The sequence below is a fragment of the Alitibacter langaaensis DSM 22999 genome (assembly GCF_003096995.1).
GTDB lineage: Bacteria > Pseudomonadota > Gammaproteobacteria > Enterobacterales > Pasteurellaceae > Exercitatus > Exercitatus langaaensis.
In genome coordinates this window covers 1-21,107 of record NZ_QENU01000009.1, presented here as the reverse complement: position 1 = coordinate 21,107, position 21,107 = coordinate 1, and the positions used below count along the sequence as shown (strand labels likewise).

General features: G+C 40.2%; 15 protein-coding genes and 1 pseudogene. 5 read left to right on the top strand and 11 right to left on the bottom strand.

The annotated features are described in order from the left end of the window. Positions 1-5: 5 nt before the first annotated feature. The 3 genes from C8D76_RS06790 to pth all read right to left on the bottom strand — a co-directional run bounded on the left by C8D76_RS06790 (position 6) and on the right by pth (position 2,311). Positions 6-452 (bottom strand): methyltransferase family protein, encoded by a 447-nt coding sequence (locus C8D76_RS06790; protein WP_116632038.1) that lies wholly within the window; start codon positions 450-452, stop codon positions 6-8. Between the two features lie 92 nt (positions 453-544). Then, positions 545-1,636, bottom strand: coding sequence for a redox-regulated ATPase YchF (gene ychF, locus C8D76_RS06785; protein WP_116632037.1), 1,092 nt, complete (start codon positions 1,634-1,636; stop codon positions 545-547). A gap of 90 nt (positions 1,637-1,726) precedes the next feature. Next, positions 1,727-2,311, bottom strand: a complete 585-nt coding sequence (gene pth, locus C8D76_RS06780; RefSeq protein WP_116632036.1) for an aminoacyl-tRNA hydrolase — start codon at positions 2,309-2,311, stop codon at positions 1,727-1,729. A 168-nt stretch (positions 2,312-2,479) separates the two neighbouring features. Between pth and C8D76_RS06775 the strand changes: the two genes are divergently transcribed. Next, positions 2,480-3,277, top strand: a complete 798-nt coding sequence (locus C8D76_RS06775) for a TatD family hydrolase (protein ID WP_116632035.1) — start codon at positions 2,480-2,482, stop codon at positions 3,275-3,277. Positions 3,278-3,307: 30 nt separating this feature from the next. Here C8D76_RS06775 and nrdG read toward each other — a convergent pair whose 3' ends face one another. The 3 genes from nrdG to ttcA form a co-directional block, all read right to left on the bottom strand. Further along, complete coding sequence (nrdG, locus tag C8D76_RS06770; RefSeq protein WP_116632034.1) at positions 3,308-3,808, bottom strand: anaerobic ribonucleoside-triphosphate reductase-activating protein; 501 nt, start codon at positions 3,806-3,808, stop codon at positions 3,308-3,310. A gap of 89 nt (positions 3,809-3,897) precedes the next feature. After that, positions 3,898-6,024, bottom strand: a complete 2,127-nt coding sequence (gene nrdD / locus C8D76_RS06765; protein ID WP_116632033.1) for an anaerobic ribonucleoside-triphosphate reductase — start codon at positions 6,022-6,024, stop codon at positions 3,898-3,900. 267 nt (positions 6,025-6,291) lie between these two features. Beyond that, positions 6,292-7,230, bottom strand: a complete 939-nt coding sequence (ttcA, locus tag C8D76_RS06760) for a tRNA 2-thiocytidine(32) synthetase TtcA (protein ID WP_116632032.1) — start codon at positions 7,228-7,230, stop codon at positions 6,292-6,294. 358 nt (positions 7,231-7,588) lie between these two features. Between ttcA and mukF the strand changes: the two genes are divergently transcribed. From mukF to C8D76_RS06740, 4 genes are all read left to right on the top strand, one after another. Next, entirely contained in the window at positions 7,589-8,923 is a 1,335-nt protein-coding gene (gene mukF / locus C8D76_RS06755) for a chromosome partition protein MukF (protein WP_116632031.1), read from the top strand. Between the two features lie 184 nt (positions 8,924-9,107). Continuing rightward, positions 9,108-9,845, top strand: a complete 738-nt coding sequence (mukE, locus tag C8D76_RS06750; RefSeq protein WP_116632030.1) for a chromosome partition protein MukE — start codon at positions 9,108-9,110, stop codon at positions 9,843-9,845. After that, positions 9,845-14,374, top strand: a complete 4,530-nt coding sequence (gene mukB, locus C8D76_RS06745; protein ID WP_116632029.1) for a chromosome partition protein MukB — start codon at positions 9,845-9,847, stop codon at positions 14,372-14,374. The genes mukE and mukB overlap by 1 nt, the downstream gene beginning before the upstream one ends. Positions 14,375-14,543: 169 nt before the next feature. Continuing rightward, positions 14,544-14,885 carry a YegP family protein gene (locus tag C8D76_RS06740; protein ID WP_116632028.1) on the top strand — a complete coding sequence of 114 codons (342 nt, stop codon included), beginning with the start codon at positions 14,544-14,546 and terminating at the stop codon, positions 14,883-14,885. 52 nt (positions 14,886-14,937) lie between these two features. Here C8D76_RS06740 and C8D76_RS06735 read toward each other — a convergent pair whose 3' ends face one another. The 5 genes and pseudogenes from C8D76_RS06735 to C8D76_RS06720 form a co-directional block, all read right to left on the bottom strand. Next, positions 14,938-17,949 carry a glycoside hydrolase family 2 TIM barrel-domain containing protein gene (locus tag C8D76_RS06735; protein WP_207775008.1) on the bottom strand — a complete coding sequence of 1,004 codons (3,012 nt, stop codon included), beginning with the start codon at positions 17,947-17,949 and terminating at the stop codon, positions 14,938-14,940. A 416-nt stretch (positions 17,950-18,365) separates the two neighbouring features. Further along, entirely contained in the window at positions 18,366-18,500 is a 135-nt protein-coding gene (locus tag C8D76_RS10070) for a hypothetical protein (RefSeq protein WP_279305828.1), read from the bottom strand. A 530-nt stretch (positions 18,501-19,030) separates the two neighbouring features. Further along, complete coding sequence (gene sbcB, locus C8D76_RS06730; protein WP_116632026.1) at positions 19,031-20,446, bottom strand: exodeoxyribonuclease I; 1,416 nt, start codon at positions 20,444-20,446, stop codon at positions 19,031-19,033. Continuing rightward, a complete protein-coding gene (locus C8D76_RS06725) occupies positions 20,446-20,940 on the bottom strand; it encodes a C40 family peptidase (RefSeq protein WP_116632025.1) in 495 nt (164 codons plus the stop codon). Before C8D76_RS06725 ends, sbcB begins: the two co-directional genes overlap by 1 nt. Before the next feature lie 91 nt (positions 20,941-21,031). Next, positions 21,032-21,107, bottom strand: a pseudogene (locus C8D76_RS06720) (IS1595 family transposase); the annotation flags it as partial.

Here is a 21,107-nt window from a genome sequence, read left to right as displayed (position 1 = left end):
TTTCCTTAAATCCATCGTCTAACAGATTGTTTGTATTGTAAAAATAGGTGTCCAAATTTTTGTTCAAGAAGCTGTTCTTCAGGTTTGATTTGAAATTGCGTGAGATAGCGCATAAAGCCCACAATAACGATCAGCCCCCATAGATTCGCTAAAAATAACGTCCAAGCCAGCAGCCAGATGACAAGGCTGAGATACATCGGGTTTCGGCTAAAGCGAAAAATCCCTGTGGTAATCAGCGATGAAGTTTTCTCTAGCTTTCTCGGATGTAGCGTTGTGCGGGTCTGATAAAAAGCATAAAGGCTTAAACCTGTGATTAGGGTTGCGATTAAAACAAGGCTGCCAACCATAAAATTACGCACCATTAAGGGAAGAGCAATCTCATTTGGGGGTAATAATCCAATGAGAATAACACAAGCGAAAAATAATAAGGGTGGCGGAATTTTTAATCTCATAAATTTCCCTAAAAATAACCGCACTTTAACAAATTTGTTAAAAGTGCGGTTGAATTTTTGCTTATTTTTATAGATTGAAATGCTATAAGTTATTACACATTGAAACGGAAATGCATGACATCACCGTCTTGTACTATGTAATCTTTGCCTTCCAAACGCCATTTTCCCGCTTCTTTGGCGCCAGCTTCGCCCTTGTTGTCGATGAAGTCTTGGTAGCCGATGACTTCAGCGCGGATAAAGCCTTTTTCAAAGTCGGTATGAATCACGGCGGCGGCTTTCGGTGCGGTGGCGCCTACAGAAACTGTCCACGCGCGCACTTCTTTTACGCCAGCGGTGAAGTAAGTTTGTAGGTTCAATAATTTGTAGCCTGCACGAATTACACGGTTCAAGCCAGGCTCTTCAATGCCTAAATCTTGTAAAAATTCGAGTTTTTCTTCATCGTCAAGTTCTGCGATTTCCGATTCAATTGCCGCACAAACAGGCACAACAACTGCACCTTCTTTTTCCGCAATCGCACGCACTTGATCTAGATAAGGATTATTTTCAAAACCGTCTTCATTCACATTAGCAATGTACATTGTTGGTTTTAAGGTTAAAAAATTATACCCTTTGATGGCGTGCAATTCGTCTTTGTCTAACTCAACAGAGCGAATCATTCCCGCGTTTTCAAGCACAGGTAAGATTTTTTCCATAATAGACAATTCAAATTTTGCTTCTTTATCGCCACCTTTGGCACGTTTTTGTAAACGTTGAATAGCGCGTTCGCAGCTGTCTAAATCTGCAAGCGCAAGTTCTGTGTTGATAATATCAATATCATCAGCGGGGCTAATTTTGCCCGCAACGTGCACGATGTCATCATTTTCAAAGCAGCGCACAACATGGCCAATGGCGTCTGTTTCACGAATGTTGGCTAAGAATTTGTTTCCTAAGCCTTCGCCTTTACTTGCGCCAGCCACTAAGCCTGCGATATCCACAAATTCCATTGTGGTGGGCAGCACTCGTTCAGGTTTGACGATTTCAGCTAATGCATCCAAGCGCGGATCGGGCATCGGCACGACACCTGTGTTCGGTTCAATGGTACAGAAAGGGTAGTTTGCCGCTTCAATACCTGCTTTTGTTAATGCGTTGAATAATGTTGATTTACCCACGTTTGGTAAACCCACGATACCACATTTAAATCCCATTTTTGTTTTCCTATTAGTTGAATTCGTATTGGTTAAATTCTTCGTTATATTGTGTGAAATAGATTTTGTCGTTGAGAGAAAATCTTTTATTTATGCCTTAAAGCTATTTAAGCGATTAGTTGCTTTGGTTACGCCGTCTTTGAACCAAATCTCAAGGCAACGGCTTGCTTCATCAATAGCAGCGTTAATTTTTTCTTGATCTTGCGGTGCTGCTTTGCTTAATACATAACCTGCCACTAATTCTTTCGCGCCTGGGTGGTCGATACCGATACGAATACGGTAAAAGTTGTTGTTATTCCCCAATGCAGCAACGATATCTTTTAAGCCATTATGCCCGCCATGTCCGCCGCCTTGCTTGATTTTGGCAACTCCGCAGGGTAAATCCAATTCATCGTGCGCCACCACAATTTGTTCTGGTTTGATACGGAAAAAATTCGCCAAAGCACCAACGGCTTTACCACTTAAATTCATAAATGTGGTTGGAACAAGCAACCAAACATCACCAAGTGCGGTGGAAATTTTGGCAGTTTTACCAAAATATTTTGAATCTTCTTTCAAGCTGACATTGTGCATTCTAGCAAGTTCATTAATCAGCCACTCGCCAGCATTATGACGTGTGCCTTCATATTTAGCGCCTGGGTTGCCTAAGCCCACGATTAATTTAATTTCAGACATATTTTTTCTCATGCTTAAAATAGGCCCGTATTGTACTTGAAATTTGCCGATTTCTCAATGAAATGCGCCTAAAAGTGCGGTGAAAATTCGGCAAGTTTTATTCACAAGTCAGCGTTATCTATGTGTATAATAGCGCCCAATATTTTGTTACAAAGAGTGGTTCAAACTATGTCATTTGTATCATTTTTCGACACGCATACCCATTTAGACTATCTTCATCAATTTACTCAAGAACCATTAGAAACGCTTATGCAAAATGCGCTTTCGGCCGGGGTAGATAAAATTCTGATTGTCGCCGTGATGAGAAAAGATTTCGAAACTATTCAAAATTTGACCGCACTTTATCCAGCACATTTACGCTATAGTTTAGGATTGCATCCACTTCATATTAAACAACATACTTTAGCGGATTTGGATTGTTTGGAACAGTTTTTGTCACAACGTCACAAAAATTTAACAGCCGTAGCGGAAATAGGTTTAGAGCGCGCCGTGCCAGAATTAACCGCAGCGTTGCTATGGAAGAAACAATACCAATTTTTTGAAGCACAATTGCATTTAGCCAAGCAATATGATTTTCCCGTGAATTTGCATAGCCGAAAAAGCCACGACCAACTTTTTACTTTTCTAAAACGTATTGATGTCGCCCGAAAAGGTGTCGTGCATGGTTTTGCAGGCAGTTATGAACAGGCAAAACGATTTTTAGATTTAGGTTATAAAATTGGCGTAGGGGGGACGATTACTTATGAACGAGCGAATAAAACACGGCAGGCGATTGCGAAACTGCCTTTAGACGGATTGCTATTGGAAACAGATAGCCCCGATATGCCCGTGTTTGGTTTTCAAGGGCAGCCTAACCGCCCCGAGCGCATTGAAAATGTATTTCAGGCGTTATGCCAACTGCGTGCTGAAACACCTGAAAAAATTAAAGAAGTGATTTGGCAAAACTCGCTGCATTTGTTTGGATAGGATAATTGTCGGCGGATGATTTAATACGGTTTATAAAATTTGCACAAAATCAATCCGCTGATTTTCTTTGTGAACGCGATATACATTTTGATTTGATGAGCCGCGCCAAACCAAGGCAGGATCGGCTTTTGATTGCTCAAATTTACCGTCAATGATTACATCAACATAGGACAGCATTTGACGTTGTATGCCAGTTAATTCCTCAATTTTATAGCCTGTCCACACCCAAATATCTTTATCAGGGCATTCCGCTTTAATGCGCTGCACAAAAGGCAATAAGGTTTCAAGATTGCGCGGATGCATTGGATCGCCCCCCGAAAGGGTTAAGCCTTGGCGTTTAATCCGCGTATCTTTTAAATCCTTCAGAATTTGTTGTTCCATGGCTTCATCAAATTCAAGCCCTGCACTAAATGGCCAACTTTTTTGATTGTAACAACCACGGCAAGCGTGCTCACAACCGCTAACAAAGAGTGTACAACGAGTGCCTTCGCCATTAACGATATCAACGGGGTAGTATTGGAGATAATGCATATTGTTCTTTGATGATAAAATTGAGCATGTTTGGAATGACTTTCTTGCATATTTCCTATTTTCTATATAGGCAAGAAAGCCATATTCCATTACAGATGTTTTACTCTGCGTTTGACTTCTTCTTGTTTGCCGGGGTTAAATGGTCTTGCATCAGGGCTGCCTAGATAACCACAAACACGGCGAGTGACCGACACTTTTTCGCTATCGTGATTGCCGCATTTTGGACAAGTGAAACCTTTGCTGGTACATTCAAATTCGCCCGTGAAACCGCATTCATAACATTCATCAATAGGCGTGTTCGTGCCGTAATAAGGTACCCGATCATAAGAATAATCCCACACATCTTCCAATGCTTTGAGATTATGTTGAATATTCGGGTATTCGCCGTAGCAAATAAAACCGCCGCTGGCTAATGGTGGATATGCCATTTCAAAGTCTAACTTATCGTATGGATTGACTTTTTTCTCCACGTCTAAGTGATAGCTATTGGTGTAGTATCCCTTGTCTGTTACCCCATCAATCACGCCGAATTGTTTTGTATCTAAGCGGCAGAAACGATCGCACAGATTTTCACTTGGGGTGGAGTAAAGGCTAAAGGCATAGCCTGTTTCTTCTGCCCAAGCTTTAGTGGCTTGGCTTAAACGGTTTACAATGGTAATGCCTTTTTCACGCAGCATTTCATCATCAAAAATATGACCTTGGTTATACAAGGCATTGATGGTTTCATGAATACCAATATAACCGAGAGAAACAGATGCACGTCCATTTTTGAAAATATCTGCAACATAGTCATCAGCTTTTAGGCGTACGCCGCAAGCGCCTTCCATATAAAGAATTGGGGCTACACGAGCTTTGGTATTTTCAAGGCGAGCAATACGCGTCATTAAGGCTTTTTCCGCCAAGGCTAAACGTTGGTCTAATAATTCAAAGAAACGTTTTTCATCGTGCTGTGCTTCTAATGCAATGCGCGGAAGATTTAAACTCACCACACCTAAATTATTGCGCCCATCATGAATTTCTTGTCCATTTTCTTCATATTTGCCAAGGAAGCTACGACATCCCATTGGAGCTTTAAATGACCCTGTCACTTTTATCACCTGATCATAATTCAAAATATCAGGATACATACGTTTTGAAGCGCATTCTAAGGCAAGTTTTTTCACATCATAATTAGGATCAGCAGGGGATTGATTGATGCCTTTTTTAATGGTGAAGACCAATTTCGGAAACACTGGAGTTTTGTGATTTTTGCCCAAGCCACGGATACGATTTTTCAAAATTGATTTTTGAATTAAGCGTTCTTGCCAACTGGTTCCTAAACCGAAACCGAATGTAACAAATGGTGTTTGCCCATTCGCTGTGTGGAGAGTGTTCACTTCATATTCTAAGGATTGGAATGCATCGTAACATTCTTTTTCAATCAGCGTATCAGCATAGGCTTTAGGGTCGGCTATATTCCAGTCTTGTGCCGTTTTTAACAGTTTTTCATAACTGAGCTGAACATAAGGGGCTAATACTTCATCAATGCGGTTGATTGTGGTGCCGCCATAAATGTGGCTGGCAACTTGGGCGATAATTTGTGCGGTAACGGCAGTGGCGGTGCCAATAGATTTAGGCGGTTCGATTTCCGCATTGCCCATTTTGAAACCTTGCGTCAACATGCCTTTAAGATCAACGAGCATACAGTTAAACATCGGGAAAAATGGCGCATAATCTAAATCGTGATAGTGAATTTCCCCACGTTCATGGGCATCCACCACATCTTTTGGCAATAAATATTGTTTGGCATAATGTTTTGCCACAATACCCGCTAATAAATCACGCTGTGTCGGAATTACTTTAGAATCTTTATTAGCGTTTTCGTTTAACACCGCCATATTGGTTTGCTCAATCAAACCTTCAATTTCTTTTGTGAGTTTGCTGCGTTTTTCACGAGCCGAATCACGATCGTGGCGATATTCAATATAAGCACGCGCCACCTGCGGATAAGCGCTTGCCATTAATTTATTTTCTACAATTCGTTGGATATGACTAATATCAATTTCATTTTGATAATCGGTGAAAATTTCATCACAGACTTGCTGACCAACATGATGATAATATCGTTCGTCTTCTATCGAAACCGCTTTCGCCGCTTTTTTAATGGCGTTAATAATACGTTGAATTTCAAAGCTAGCGCGCGAACCATCACGCTTAATTACGTAGAAGGATGTCATAATCAAAATTCCTATATGTAGTGTTTGCAAATTCCATTGCATACTATATATAGATAATAATTTAAGATCAACCACAAGATTTCGCGTTGTTAAATACTAAATTTAGGTTATAAACCTTGTCACAAACACGAGATATAGTGCTAAGGCTAGAAATAATGGGGATTGAAAAAGTGAATAGGAATAATTGTGATAAAAACAAAAGTGCGGTGAAAATTTTTCAATTTTTGGCCGCACTTTTATGAATGAAATAGATGATTTATCTCAATGCTAATTGACTTCTTTAAATTGAATTAAACTTTCACTTGCAAAATTAGGCTGTTCATCGTCTTCATCAAATTGAGGAATTTGAGGGAGCTCTTCTTTATCAAAGGCGATATCGCCATCAATGCCCTCTAACTGTTGTCCGTGAGTAATGCCTTTGAAATCAAATAGTTTTGGATCGCATAAGTGAGATGGCACAATATCTTGCATCGCTGAAAACATCGTTTCTAAACGTCCTGGGTATTGGCGATCCCAAGTGTTTAGCATTTCTTTCACCACTTGGCGTTGCAAATTCGGTTGCGAGCCACATAGATTGCAAGGAATAATCGGGAATGCTTTGGCCATTGCATATTTCTCAATCTCTTTTTCCTTGCAATAGGCTAAAGGGCGAATCACAATATGTTTGCCATCATCACTCATCAATTTTGGTGGCATTGATTTCATTTTGCCGCCGTAAAACATATTTAAAAATAGCGTGGCTAACATATCGTCACGGTGATGACCTAGCGCGATTTTGGTAGCACCAAGCTCTGTGGCCGTGCGGTATAAAATCCCTCTGCGCAAGCGAGAGCAGAGTGAACAAGTGGTTTTGCCTTCTGGGATTTTTTCTTTCACAATACCGTAGGTATTTTCTTCCACAATTTTGTATTCCACGCCGATAGATTGCAAATATTCGGGGAGTACATGCTCAGGAAAGCCCGGCTGCTTTTGATCTAAATTAACCGCCACAATATCAAAATGAATAGGCGCGTTTAGTTTTAAATTCAGTAAAATATCCAATAAAGTATAGCTATCTTTTCCCCCAGATAAACACACCATCACTTTATCGCCATCTTCAATCATATTGAAATCAGCAATCGCATTGCCCACATTGCGGCGTAAACGTTTTTGTAGTTTATTCAGGTTATAAATCTGTTTTTTCTCTTTTTCAGTTTGTTCAGTCATCTTGATTCTTCGTATATTTGTAATAAATTAGGCATCCGCTTAAACCGCGCAGTTCGCCAAAGCATGACGCCATAAAAAATGCCTGTGTATGTTACGGAGTTATTTAGAAAAATCAATAAAAATGACAGGGAAGAATGTTCTGCGCGCTTGTGAAATTGTAGCTAAAGCGTTTTATTAGGGAGCGTGCGAATTGGTTTATTCATTAGCATTAAACAGAATGTCCAATAGTTTATCGTGCTTTTAACGACTCGCCTTAAGTGCGGTCAAAAAATAAAAAATTTTGTCAAAAATTCGCGCTGTAAGATTGGCATAAATTACTGTATAATCAGCGAAATTTTTGTGTATTGAGAAAAGATCAATGTCCGAAACATCACAAACTATTCCAGAACTGGTCTCTTGGGCGAAAGAGCGAGAATTTTCGCTGAGCCTAAATACCGAGCGTTTAGCCTTTTTGCTCGCCATCGCGCTTTACAACAATGAGCGTTTCGATGGGGAAATGCAAGAAAGCGATTTAGTCGATATTTATCGTCAAGTATCCAAAGAATTCGATTTATCCGATGCGGTCACCACGCGTGCCAATAACGCCATTAATGAATTAGTCAAACAGCGTTTTCTTAACCGTTTTAGCAGTGAATTCACCGAAGGTTTATCTATTTATCGCTTAACTCCGCTAGGGGTGGGCGTGTCCGATTATTATATTCGTCAACGTGAATTTTCGGCTTTGCGTCTTTCTGTGCAGCTCGCCATTGTGGCTGATGAAATTCAGCGTGCTTCTGAAGCGGCGGAAGAGGGAAATCGCAAAAATGAAGATGAATATTATTGGCGCCGTAATGTGTTTGCCCCGTTAAAATACTCTGTGGCAGAAATTTTTGACAGCATTGATTTGTCGCAACGCATAATGGATGAAAATCAGCAAAGCATTAAAGAAGAAATCGCCAGTCTGCTGAGCAAAGATTGGCAAGCGGCAATTGCGAGCTGTGAACGTTTGTTAGATGAAACTTCGGGCAATTTGCGTGAATTGCAAGATACATTAAATGCCGCGGGCGATAAATTACAAGCCCAATTATTACGCATTCAAGACAGCGTTATCGGCCACGATGAGCTATATTTTATCGATCAGCTTATTGTGGATTTACAGGCGAAATTAGACCGCATTATCAGTTGGGGGCAACAAGCTATCGATCTTTGGATAGGCTATGACCGCCATGTACATAAATTTATTCGTACCGCCATTGATATGGATAAAAATCGGGTATTCAGCCAACGTTTACGCAATTCTATTCATCATTATTTCGATGCTCCTTGGTATTTGTGGACAGCACAGGCTGAACGCTTAATTGATTTGCGTGATGAAGAGCTTGTGTTGCGTGATGAAGATGCCTTAGGCGAATTGCCAGAAGAATTGCAATACGAACAACTTTCTGATTTACATGATCAAATCGTGGAAGCGATGCAAGCCTTGCTGATTAATCACCGAGAGCATAACCAACCGATTGATTTGAGCTTAGTGTTAAAACAACAACTGGATAATTATCCGCTTTCTCGCCATTTTGATGTGGCGCGGATTATCGTTGATCAGGCGGTGCGTTTAGGTATGGCAAGTACGGATCTTTCTGGCGTTTATTCGCAATGGCAGACAATCAATCATCATGGCGCAGAAGTGCAAGCCAATGTGATTGATGAATATAAATGATGTTAGCGTAGGCGTTTTCTAGCAAGAAAATAGCATTGTTTAAAATTATAAATCAGCCAAACAACGGCAGAAAACTTTAAGAAAAATTAAATAACGTAGGGGGGCGATTGCCGAGCCTTGTCAAGGCATAGCCCACTGTGAATAATTTGGTGGGTGAGCAAACCCACCCTACGGAAAGATAACTATGAACGAAAATCTTCAAGACTTAATTTCAACAAAATTGGCGGCAGCAATCGCCAATCCTTTATTCCCTGCGGTGGATAGTTTATTGCGTTCGGGCAGACATATAGCCCAAGAACATATTGATAATTATGCATTTTTAGCGGATTTCCAAAATGAATTGGACAGTTTTTATCGCCGCTACAATGTGGAATTAATTCGTGCGCCAGAGGGCTTTTTCTATTTGCGCCCAAAAGCGACCACATTAATTGCGCGTTCGGTGTTAAGTGAATTAGAAATGCTGGTGGGCAAAGTATTATGTTATCTCTATCTCAGCCCAGAACGCTTGGCGCAACAAGGGATTTTTACTGTACAAGACGTGTATGACGAATTGTTAAATCTTGCCGATGAAGCCAAATTATTAAAAGCCATTAACTTGCGTGCCAGCGGTTCAGATTTAGATAAACAAAAATTGGCAGAAAAAGTGCGCGCGGCAATTGGGCGTTTACGCCGTTTAGGCATGTTGCATACGGTCGGCGAGCAAAATAGCGGTAAATTTACAATTTCTGAATCCGTCTTCCGCTTTGGTGCCGAAGTGCGAGGTGGGGAAGACCCGCGTGAAGCGCAATTACGCTTAATTCGTGATGGTGAAGCGGCAACACCTGAATCACTTTTCGCAGAAAAAGGTGCATTAAATAATGAAAGTGCGGTCAATAATGAAGAAGATTTTGAAGATGAAGATAATCAAGAAGGAGTGGAATAATGGCGGAATTTGAATTAGAGCAAGATGTGCTTGAAGCCGATGAAGTCATCAATGAGGTTGAACAACAAGAAGAAACTCTCGAAAATTTGACCGCACTTTCCCCCTTTGCGCCGCCAGCTGGCGTAGAACGTGGTAAATTCCGTTCATTAACCTTGATTAACTGGAATGGTTTTTTCGCGCGCACCTTTGATTTAGATGAATTAGTGACCACGCTTTCGGGCGGTAACGGTGCGGGTAAATCAACGACCATGGCAGGCTTTGTGACCGCCTTAATCCCTGATTTAACCTTACTACATTTCCGCAACACAACGGAAGCAGGAGCAAGCGGCGGTTCACGCGATAAAGGCTTGCACGGTAAATTACGCCCAGGTGTATGTTATGCGGTGCTTGATTGCATTAACTCTCGCCATCAGCGTGTTATCGTGGGAGCGCGTTTGCAGCAAGTGGCAGGGCGCGATAAAAAAGTCGATATTAAAACCTTTAGTTTACAAGGGATCGAATTATCGTTAAATCCGACCGCACTTTTCACCGAAGTGGTTAATGATCGCCAAGCCAAAGTGCTCAATTTAACAGAATTAAAAGACAAAATTGAGGAAATTGGCGGACAGTTTAAACAATATCATTCCATTTCTGATTATCATGGCATGATGTTTGATCTTGGTGTGATTCCAAAACGTCTTCGTTCTTCATCGGATCGCAGCAAATTCTATAAATTAATTGAAGCCTCGCTTTATGGCGGGATTTCAAGCGCCATTACCAAATCATTACGTGATTATTTATTGCCTGAAAATTTAGGCGTGCGTAAGGCTTTCCAAGATATGGAATCGGCGTTGCGTGAAAACCGTATGACGCTAGAAGCGATTAAAGTCACCCAATCTGACCGCGATTTATTCAAGCATTTAATCACTGAAACCACCAATTATGTGGCGTCTGATTATATGCGTAATGCTAACGAGCGTCAGGGAAATATCGAAACCGCATTGAATTTCCGAAAAGAATGGTACAGCGCAAAATCAGAACAAAATTTAGCGCAGCATCGTTTGATTGATTTAAGTCGTGAAGCGGCAGAATTAGTAGAAAGCGAAAAAGTGCTTGAAGTGGATCACCAAAGTGCAACAGACCATTTAAATTTGGTGCTGAATGCGTTGCGCCATCAAGAAAAAATTGAACGTTATCAAGATGATGTCAATGAGTTAACTGAAAAGCTTGAAGAGCAAAAAATGGTTGTGGAAACAGCCAATGAACAGCTTGAAGAAAGCCAAGCACAATTTGAGCAACTTGATAGCGAAGTGGATCAAATTCGCAGCCAATTAGCGGATTATCAACAGGCGCTAGATGCTCAACAAACCCGCGCATTGCAATATCAACAGGCTATCCACGCCTTAGAAAAAGCAAAAACATTATGTGGTTTGGCAGATCTTGCAGTGAAAAATGTGGACGAATACCATGAAGAATTTGCCGCACAAGCTGAAACCTTAACCGAACGTGTACTTGAGCTTGAACAAAAAATGTCAATCTCAGAAACGGCAAAATCACAATTCGATAAAGCGTATCAATTGGTCTGCAAAATTGCAGGCGATGTGCCACGTTCTGCGGCTTGGGAAAGTGCAAAAGAGCTATTGCGTGAATATCCAACCCAAAAAGTGCAAGCCGCACAAACACCGCAACTACGTGCTAAATTGTATGAGCTGGAACAACGTTATGCTCAACAACAAAGTGCGGTCAAATTATTAAAAGATTTTAATCAACGCGCGAATACGCAGCTTGAAACCGCTGATGAATTGGAAGAATTTTATCATGAGCAGGATGCGCTGGTAGAAGACTTGTCGGCAGAGCTTTCAGAGCAAGTGGAAAACCGCTCAACGTTGCGTCAAAAACGCGAGCAACTGAATGCCGCTTATAATGAAAATGCCGCAAAAGCCCCTGCGTGGCTCACGGCTCAAGCGGCTTTAGAACGTTTGGAAGAACAATCTGGCGAGCATTTTGAAGACAGCCAAGATGTGATGAATTTCATGCAAGCGCAAGTTACCAAAGAGCGCGAGTTGTCAATTCAACGTGATAAATTAGAGCAAAAACGTCAAAAATTAGATGAACAAATCTCACGTTTAAGCCAACCAGACGGTTCTGAAGATGCACGTTTGAATGTGCTTGCTGAACGTTTTGGTGGCGTGCTGTTATCGGAATTATATGATGATGTTGCCATTGAAGATGCGCCATATTTCTCCGCACTTTATGGACCAGCGCGCCATGCCATTGTGGTGCGTGATATTCAATCGGTGAAAGCGCAGCTGGCAACCATTGATGATTGCCCAGATGATTTATATCTTATCGAAGGCGACCCTGCGGCATTTGATGATAGCGTGCTTTCCGCCCAAGAATTAGAGCACGGTGTGGTGGTTCAGGTCTCTGAACGCGAAGTGCGTTATTCTAAATTCCCTGAAATTCCATTATTTGGCCGTGCTGCCCGCGAAAAACACCTGGCGGAACTTGAAATTCAGCGTGATGAAGTGGCAGAAGAATATGCACAAGTGGCATTTGATGTGCAAAAATGCCAACGTATTCATAGCCAATTCAGCCAGTTTATTAGTTTGCATTTGGCATTGGCATTCTTACCAAATCCTGAAGAGTTGATGCACGAAATCAACGTTGAACGCAATGAAATTGAGCGTGAATTGACCGCACTTTCAACAGGCGAACAACAAATACGCTTGAAATTGGATAGCGCCAAAGAGCGGATGCAATTGTTGAATAAATTGATTCCTCAACTCGCAGTTATCGCTGATGACAGCTTGCTTGACCGCATTGAAGAATGTCGTGAGCAATTAGATATTGCAGAGCAAGATGAACTCTTTATTCGCCAATATGGTGCGTCTTTGTCGCAATTAGAGCCAATCGCTAATACGCTGCAGAGTGATCCCGAAAACTATGATCGTTTGAAAGAAGACTTGGCTCAAGCGATTAATATGCAAAAACAAGTGCAACAAAAAGTGTTTGCCTTGGCGGATGTGGTGCAACGTAAAACCCATTTTAGCTATGAAGATAATGTGCAAACAGAAACGAATGGCTTAAATGAACAATTACGTTCGCGCTTAGAACAGCTGCAAGCGCAACGTGATGCACAGCGTGAACAAGTGCGCCAAAAACAAGCGCAATTTGCGCAGTACAATCAAGTGTTCATTCAATTACAAAGTTCACAAAGCAGTAAAAATCAATTATTGCAAGAGTTAGTAACCGAAGTGAATGAGCTTGGCGTTCGTGCCGATGCAGGCGCAGAAGAGCGCGCACGTTTACGCAAAGATGAATTGCATCAACAATTATCAACTAGCCGTCAACGCCGTTCTTATGTAGAAAAACAATTAACCTTAATTGAAAGTGATGCGGAAAACTTAAGCCGCCGTATTCGTAAAGCAGAACGTGATTACAAACAACAACGTGAATTGGTGGTTGCGGCGAAAGTAAGTTGGTGTGTGGTGTTGCGTTTATCGCGTAATTCTGATGTGGAAAAACGCCTGAATCGCCGAGAATTGGCTTATTTATCCGCGGATGATTTGCGTTCTATGTCGGATAAAGCCTTGGGGGCATTGCGCCAAGCGGTGGCGGGCAATGAATATTTGCGCGATGCGTTACGCCTTTCTGAAGACAGCCGTAAACCAGAAAACAAAGTGCGTTTCTTTATTGCCGTGTATCAACATTTGCGTGAGCGTATTCGTCAAGACATCATCAAAACAGATGATCCGATTGATGCGATTGAACAAATGGAAATTGAGCTTAACCGCTTAACCGATGAATTAACTAGCCGTGAACAAAAATTGGCGATTAGTTCTGAATCGGTAGCGAATATTATGCGCAAAACCATTCAGCGTGAACAAAATCGTATTCGTATGTTGAACCAAGGCTTGCAAAATATCGCCTTTGGTCAAGTGAAATCTGTGCGTTTAGTGGTGAATATTCGTGATACACACGCAATGTTGTTAGATGCGCTATCTGGCACACAAGAAGAATATCAAGATCTTTTCACTGACAACCGAATGACTTTCTCTGAAGCCATTGCGAAATTGTATCAACGCTTAAATCCACATATTGATATGGGGCAGCGCACAGCGCAAACTATCGGTGAAGAATTGTTGGATTACCGCAATTATCTCGATTTGGAAGTGGAAGTGTATCGTGGCGCCGACGGTTGGTTGCGTGCAGAAAGTGGCGCGTTATCCACAGGGGAAGCGATTGGTACTGGGATGTCAATCCTATTAATGGTGGTGCAAAGTTGGGAAGAAGAGAGCCGCCGTCTGCGCGGTAAAGATATTTTACCTTGCCGTTTATTATTCTTAGATGAAGCGGCACGTTTGGACGGCAAATCCATTAGCACACTATTTGAATTGTGCGAACGTTTGGATATGCAATTGCTTATTGCCGCCCCTGAAAATATTAGCCCAGAAAAAGGAACAACCTATAAATTGGTGCGTAAAATCTCAGGCAACCAAGAACATGTACATGTTGTAGGTTTACGCGGATTTGGCGCAACAGAGTAGTCAATAAGCCTAAAACTAAGCTTCTAAGATAAATAAGTGCGGTGAAAAAATGAAAAATTTTCACCGCACTTTTGTTTTATAAAGAATTGTAAAAAATATTGAAAAACAATAAAAAAAGCCTATGATGAACATGTGGAATATCCCACATTATTTTAGAAGGAATACTCTTATGGCATTAGGTTGGTATGAGTTAAAACTCGCAAACGATGGTCAATTTATGTTTAATTTATATGCGGCAAATTCGCAAATTATTTTGACCAGTGAATTATACAAAACCAAAGCGTCTGCGCTTAATGGGATTGAATCTGTACAAAAAAATGGTGGTGATGAAAGCAATTTTGAATACAGAACAACTAAAAGCGATCAGCCATATTTCATACTTAAAGCAAAAAATCACCAAGAAATTGGTCGCAGCCAATATTATGCTTCACAAGAAGGGGCAAAAAACGGCGTGAAATCAGTGATGAACAATGCTGCCACAACTGAAATCAAAGACAAAACCGTGGCATAAAACCATATCTTCTTTAACAAAAAAGCGAGATTTTTTCTCGCTTTTTTATCACCTAAAATCTGATATAGAAACAACAATTAAATTCTGTTTCGTTAAATCGATATTGCGGTTTTAGGACTGGGCCACAAGAATTTGAGCCAATGCCACTCATTTTGTAATCGACACAAAGTACCGTTGATGCACATTCGTGCAATTCATAACAGTGAACTTTTTCTGTCATTTCTTCTTGGCTATAAGGCAACAGATTAAAGCTAAACGGCTGATCCGCCATGATTGTAAAACTCTCTAAACTGACAAAATGCGTGCCGTAATGACTGTTATTTTCTTGGGGCTTCAAATAGGGCATTTCATAATGAGAAATATCAACAGCATAATGCCCAAGTCGAGCAAGGTGATATTTGTCTATATAACTTTCGGCATCGCCATAACCAAAATAATGTGCCTTATTTAACTGCTTAGGCAAGAAAAACCGCAAACCAAAGCGTGGCAAATAGGGCAAATGTGCTGGGCGAGTAGCATTTAGTTGAATGCACAATTCCCCAGCATTTTCAATCTGATAAATCACTTTTAAAGTTAAAATTCGGCTTTTTGAAGTGGCAACAAGTGCTAAATCTGCTTCAATAATGACCGCACTTTCAGATTGCGACCAGCTGATTTGATAAGCTCTGCTGTAAGCCTTGTCATAGCCCGCATTTTGCCATTGTTCACGGATTAAACGATCATTATCGGTCGGCGCACGCCAAATATTAAAATCTAAAGGTTGTTCAATTATTGCGCAGCCATTTTTAGAAATATAGCTAAAAATGCCTTTATTTTTATCAAATTGATAACTAAAAATGCCATTTTCAATGTGTAATTTTTGCGTTGTTTCTGTAACTTGCCATAAAAGTGCGGTGATATTTTGAGAGATTTTTGGGCGCACCAAATCTCTGTCATAAATCACTATTTGATCAAAGCCATAACTATGCTGCGAACTTAATAATTCAGTGCTATTTTTTGCGATATATGCTAAATCAAGGGTGGTAAATTTTCCTTGATATTCAGGCAAAGATAACGGCAATAGTGCGGTTTGTTTTGGCGCACAATCAATGGTCAACTCACCTTGTTGGGTAACATTGCCATTTTCTTTCCAAGTATAACGAATGAAAATTTGCTCTGCTAAATTAGTGAAATCCCAATAGTTTTTGATGAGAATTTTGTCATCTTGCCGAAATGCACGAACAGGGCGATTCACATTTTTTAATTCTAATAAATTGCTATGGGGAAGACGATCTTGCGACACTAAACCATCCATACAGAAATTGCCGTCATTGGGCGTATCGCCAAAATCACCGCCATAGCCTACATTTCCCGAGCCATCTGGCAAATAAGGGGCGTGATCGCACCATTCCCACACAAAACCGCCACAAGAACCTGCATATTTTTCAAAGGTTTGCCAATAATCTTCGGCATCTCCGTTGGAATTGCCCATCGCATGGCTGTATTCGCATAATAGGTAAGGTTTTGATTGTGGCTGAGAGAAATAGCGGTCGAGCGATTCGGTTGCAGGGTACATTTCACTATAAAAATCTAAATGGGTTAAATCATTTTGATGCTCGCTATGTTGATAAATGGAACTTTCATAGTGTACTAAACGAGAGCAATCACGCTGTTTAATCCAAGCGGCGGCAGCTTCAAAGTTTTCGCCATAGCCACTTTCATTACCTAATGACCAAATAAGAACTGATGTGCGGTTTTTATCACGTTCTACATTGGCATAAGTGCGGTCTAAAATCGCAGATTTATAGGCAGGATTGCGTGCAAAATAGCAGAAATTATCGATAGCTTGCTGGCGCATTTTTTCATCGTGATTAATGCGCGGATCATTTAACAGAATGCTTTGTTCTGGCGTTTCCACATAAAGCATACTCGCACCGTGGCATTCAATATCGCTTTCTGCAATCAGATAGAAACCATAGTGGTCGCACATTTCACTAAACCAAGGGGAATTAGGGTAGTGAGCGGTGCGAATCGCATTAATATTATGCTGTTTCATTAACTGTAAATCGAGCGAAGCCTGCTCACGGCTAACCGCATAACCCGTTTTTGGATCACTATCATGGCGATTTACGCCCTTGAATTTTATCGCTTCGCCATTTAATCGTAATATGCCATTTTTGACTTCGATATGGCGCAAACCAATTTTTTGCTCAATTTGCTCGTTACCGACAGTCATCACCAAACGATAGAGCTGTGAATTTTCCGCATTCCATAAAACAGGATTATCCAAAATAATCGCAAAATCGACCGCACTTTGCTGGCAAATCAGCGTTCCTTGAGGGTTAAATAGCTGAAAATCGATGGTTTGTTTTTGCCCTACAAATTGCGTTTCAATGCGAATCTGCGCTTGATTGAAATCATCAGTTAGTTGGGTGCGAATAAAGAAATCTTGCAGATAATTTTCATCACGAGTGAGCAAATATACATCGCGAAAAATGCCTGACATACGAAATTTATCTTGGTCTTCCAAATAACTCCCATCGCACCATTTCAATACGACTACATCTAATTGGTTCTCCCCTGAATTAAGTTGATCGGTAATATCAAATTCGTTTGTGCAGTGGCTAATTTGTCCATAACCCACAAACTGTTGATTTACATAGACAAATAGACAGCTATCCACACCTTCAAAATTCAGCAGGTAACGCTTATTAGGCTGTTTACTAAGTGAAAAATGATGACGATAATGCCCACAAGGATTTTCCATCGGCACATAAGGGGGATCAAATGGAAAAGGGTAGTGAATATTCGTATAGTGATGATGATCGAAGCCATGATTTTGCCAATTTGATGGCACGGGGATTTTGTGCGGTAACGGTTGGGTTAGAAAATCGTCAGGCAAATTTTTCACGCTAATATAATAGTTAAACGCCCAATCACAGCCCGAAAGTGCGGTGAAAAAAGACGAAGTTTCTCGGGCAAATTGATTAGCAGTTTCGTCTTTGGCAAAGGGAATAAAATAAGCATGATGAGGCGTGGTATTAACGTGTAAGATATCTGGATTTTCAAAATAGGGCAATAACATCATGTGATAAGCTCCTTAGCAATGAGCGTTATATTCAAAATTAATCGCATTCATTGGCGGCATGATTTGCCGATGAATGAGAATACAAAACTAGGACAAATGTAACAGCAATGCAGGCTAAAATAAAGTAGATGCATTCTGGATAATAACTAAAAGTTTTCAATTCAATTATTGCCATACACATACCAAAAACGCCAATTTCTAAAATTCTAAATTATTATTCATGACAACGTCACAAAATCGATTGTAAATTATGTGAAAAAAGTAGTTAGAAATAATTGTAATTTTCATCGTCCGAAAAATAGTTACGATAAAAATATGATGATTAGAATTTTCAAATCTAATAAATGAGCAATTATTTTTCTTCATTGATTGTCATCTAATAGTCAATCTATAAAATCAGAAAAGTCATATGCTTAAAATCTAAAATTTTCCCCTAAAAAAATGCCACATAAAAATAAATTCATTTTGGCAAAATCTGGCATAGAATCATGCCAAACTCTGATTATTTTTCGCGTAGCGTTATCAATTTTTATTTCTAAATTCTCCATTCATAAAAATCCCATTTCTTCAAATTAACAATTTAACTTAAAAGAGCACCGTTAAAAGTCGTAATTTGTGACATAATAAATAGTTTATTTAACATAATATACATTATGCGAATTTAGTTATAAGATTAGGGAATACTACGGATCAAATAAATCACAGACTTATCAACAACCATTAGATCTTGCTTGGCAGGTACAAATATTGGGATTACTGACTTATTTAGATTTAAAAACTGAAGTTATTAATTGGATTTTGTAAAAATACTAGCTAAACAAGTCATTTATTGTGGATAGATTTTTGATGGAAGAATGATTTTAATGGTGAAATTTGAGAGAATTTTGTGAGGGTTTATTGATAAAGCGTTCTATTTTTTGCGTAGCGTTATCATCTATTTTAAATTGTGTATGTACCATGTATTGTTTTAGTTTGGTATCTGCATGTTCATTCTTTTGGAGGATCCTTGAAAATAAAAAAACATTGGCAATATTTATTACCAATGTTTTTTGTTATGCTGTCACAGAATTATAATTTTCTATAACAACTTGGTGGCATATTCATATACCTGATGCAGTAACTGTAATTTTTCTTCATTGCCTGCATATTCTTGAATTAGGTTTTGCATTCGTTGCTCAAAATCTAATACGTTTTTTTCTAGCTTGTTACGGCGATAACGCTCCCATTGCAACTGCTCTGTTCTATTTAGCGTTTTGAAGAAATGGCGAGCTCTATAATGAAGCAATAATGCTGGAATGCGTTTATCTTCAAAGGTTAGCCCGTGGTCTGCTAATTTATCCGGCGATAATTGGCGCAAAATAGCGAGATTGTTTTTATCATTCTGGCTAAAAAAGCCGTTATAGAGTTCCGTTTCCACATTATCGCTTCGTTCAAATTGGCGATTTTCTTTAAAAATCTCTTCGATTTTTGACCGCACTTCGGGCGTTTCTCGCAATTTTTTTAAGTTCGCTAAGCAAAATTCACGATCGATACCTAGCCTTGCCGCATTTTCAGGCAATAACACTTTCGCAGGGGCAAGAATTGGGCATTTGTTGATATGCACCAGTTTTAGTGGAACGGGTAAAACGCCCTGTTCTTCCAATTCTGATTTCTTCGTGTATAAATTTTCGCGTAATTCGACCGCACTTTTCATCAATAAGTCATTGATATTTTGCGCCAAATCGCAAACAATCACCGCATTCTGATTGGTTGGGTGCCAAGCAATTGGCGAAACCCAAGTGCAGTTGCCACGATAATTGCCCAACATACCAGAGACATGCACTAATGGCGTCATTTCCGCTGTATCAATAAGTTTTTCGACTTCCCTTTTTCCGCGATTTTCAAAGAAAAATTGGAAAAGTTTTGGCTGTTTTTCTTTAATTAATTTTGCCATAGCGATGGTCGCATACACATCAGACATCGCATCGTGCGCGTTTTCGTGTGCGATTCCGTTTACTTCTGTGAGCTTTTCTAGCCTAAAACTTGGCATGCCATCATCGTCATACGCCCATTCTATCCCTTCTGGGCGCAGTGCATAACAGGCACGGACTAAATCCAATAAATCCCAGTGAGAATTGCCGTTTTTCCAACTATATTCGTAAGGATCGATAAAATTGCGATAAAAGGTATAGCGCGTCATTTCATCGTCATAACGAATGTTATTAAAGCCCATCACGCAGGTGTTGGGTTGGCTAAATTCAGCTAAGATTCGAGCAGCAAATTCAGGCTCTGGCACGCCTTTTTCATTACATTCTTGTGGCGTAATACCAGTGACCAATACCGCTTCTGGACTGGGCAAATAATCATTCGTTTGTTTGCAATATAGCATCACAGGTTCGCCAATAATGTTGAAATCTTTATCCGTACGAATGCCTGCAAATTGCGCTGGACGGTCGCTTGCAGGATTAACCCCGAAGCTCTCGTAGTCATAAATAAAAAAAGTAAAATCTGTCATTAGATACGTCTTACCTGCCAAAATGTTTTAAGCCAATAAGGATTGTTTAGCGAAGAATAAATGACGCCGCCTTTGGTTGATGCGTGTAAAAATTTATCATCTTTCACATAAATTCCGACATGATAGCCATTAGGCCCGCGTCCAGTTTTGAAAAACACTAAATCTCCTGTCTGGATTTGGTTTTTCGGCACTTTTTTGCCATATTTTGATTGTTCGGTTGTGGTTCTCGGCAATTGGATATTAAAGCGATCTATAAATGTAACACGAGTGAACCCAGAGCAATCTACGCCATTACGGGTGTTTCCCCCGAGAACATAAGGTGTACCACCCCATTCTCGCTGCTGTTCGCTTAATAATGTAATCACCATGATAGGATCGTTGAGCTGCCCTTTATAACCGATGCCGTCATATTCATTTTCGCCGAGTGTGGAACAGGCGGCCAATGACAAAAGTGCGGTCGAAAAAAGAAACGTTTTTAATGAAAATAAACGCATAAAATTCTCTCTTATTAGTGAGCGAAAGAAAAGCTACTCTAATGAGTAGCTTTGATTAACTAATTATTTTAGGGGCTGACGTAGATTAGCCCTAAATTTCACACCATTTTCGCAATGTTTTTAGCTGCATTTTGGGTGTTCCAAAGTTAAACCGAAATTCACATTCC

What these genes read in the sequence shown, in the direction of transcription:
- C8D76_RS06790 (WP_116632038.1), bottom strand. Translation starts at nt 452, where the DNA reads ATGAGATTAAAAATTCCGCCACCCTTATTATTTTTCGCTTGTGTTATT.
- ychF (WP_116632037.1), bottom strand. Translation starts at nt 1,636, where the DNA reads ATGGGATTTAAATGTGGTATCGTGGGTTTACCAAACGTGGGTAAATCA.
- pth (WP_116632036.1), bottom strand. Translation starts at nt 2,311, where the DNA reads ATGTCTGAAATTAAATTAATCGTGGGCTTAGGCAACCCAGGCGCTAAA.
- C8D76_RS06775 (WP_116632035.1), top strand. Translation starts at nt 2,480, where the DNA reads ATGTCATTTGTATCATTTTTCGACACGCATACCCATTTAGACTATCTT.
- nrdG (WP_116632034.1), bottom strand. Translation starts at nt 3,808, where the DNA reads ATGCATTATCTCCAATACTACCCCGTTGATATCGTTAATGGCGAAGGC.
- nrdD (WP_116632033.1), bottom strand. Translation starts at nt 6,024, where the DNA reads ATGACATCCTTCTACGTAATTAAGCGTGATGGTTCGCGCGCTAGCTTT.
- ttcA (WP_116632032.1), bottom strand. Translation starts at nt 7,230, where the DNA reads ATGACTGAACAAACTGAAAAAGAGAAAAAACAGATTTATAACCTGAAT.
- mukF (WP_116632031.1), top strand. Translation starts at nt 7,589, where the DNA reads ATGTCCGAAACATCACAAACTATTCCAGAACTGGTCTCTTGGGCGAAA.
- mukE (WP_116632030.1), top strand. Translation starts at nt 9,108, where the DNA reads ATGAACGAAAATCTTCAAGACTTAATTTCAACAAAATTGGCGGCAGCA.
- mukB (WP_116632029.1), top strand. Translation starts at nt 9,845, where the DNA reads ATGGCGGAATTTGAATTAGAGCAAGATGTGCTTGAAGCCGATGAAGTC.
- C8D76_RS06740 (WP_116632028.1), top strand. Translation starts at nt 14,544, where the DNA reads ATGGCATTAGGTTGGTATGAGTTAAAACTCGCAAACGATGGTCAATTT.
- C8D76_RS06735 (WP_207775008.1), bottom strand. Translation starts at nt 17,949, where the DNA reads ATGTTATTGCCCTATTTTGAAAATCCAGATATCTTACACGTTAATACC.
- C8D76_RS10070 (WP_279305828.1), bottom strand. Translation starts at nt 18,500, where the DNA reads ATGGAGAATTTAGAAATAAAAATTGATAACGCTACGCGAAAAATAATC.
- sbcB (WP_116632026.1), bottom strand. Translation starts at nt 20,446, where the DNA reads ATGACAGATTTTACTTTTTTTATTTATGACTACGAGAGCTTCGGGGTT.
- C8D76_RS06725 (WP_116632025.1), bottom strand. Translation starts at nt 20,940, where the DNA reads ATGCGTTTATTTTCATTAAAAACGTTTCTTTTTTCGACCGCACTTTTG.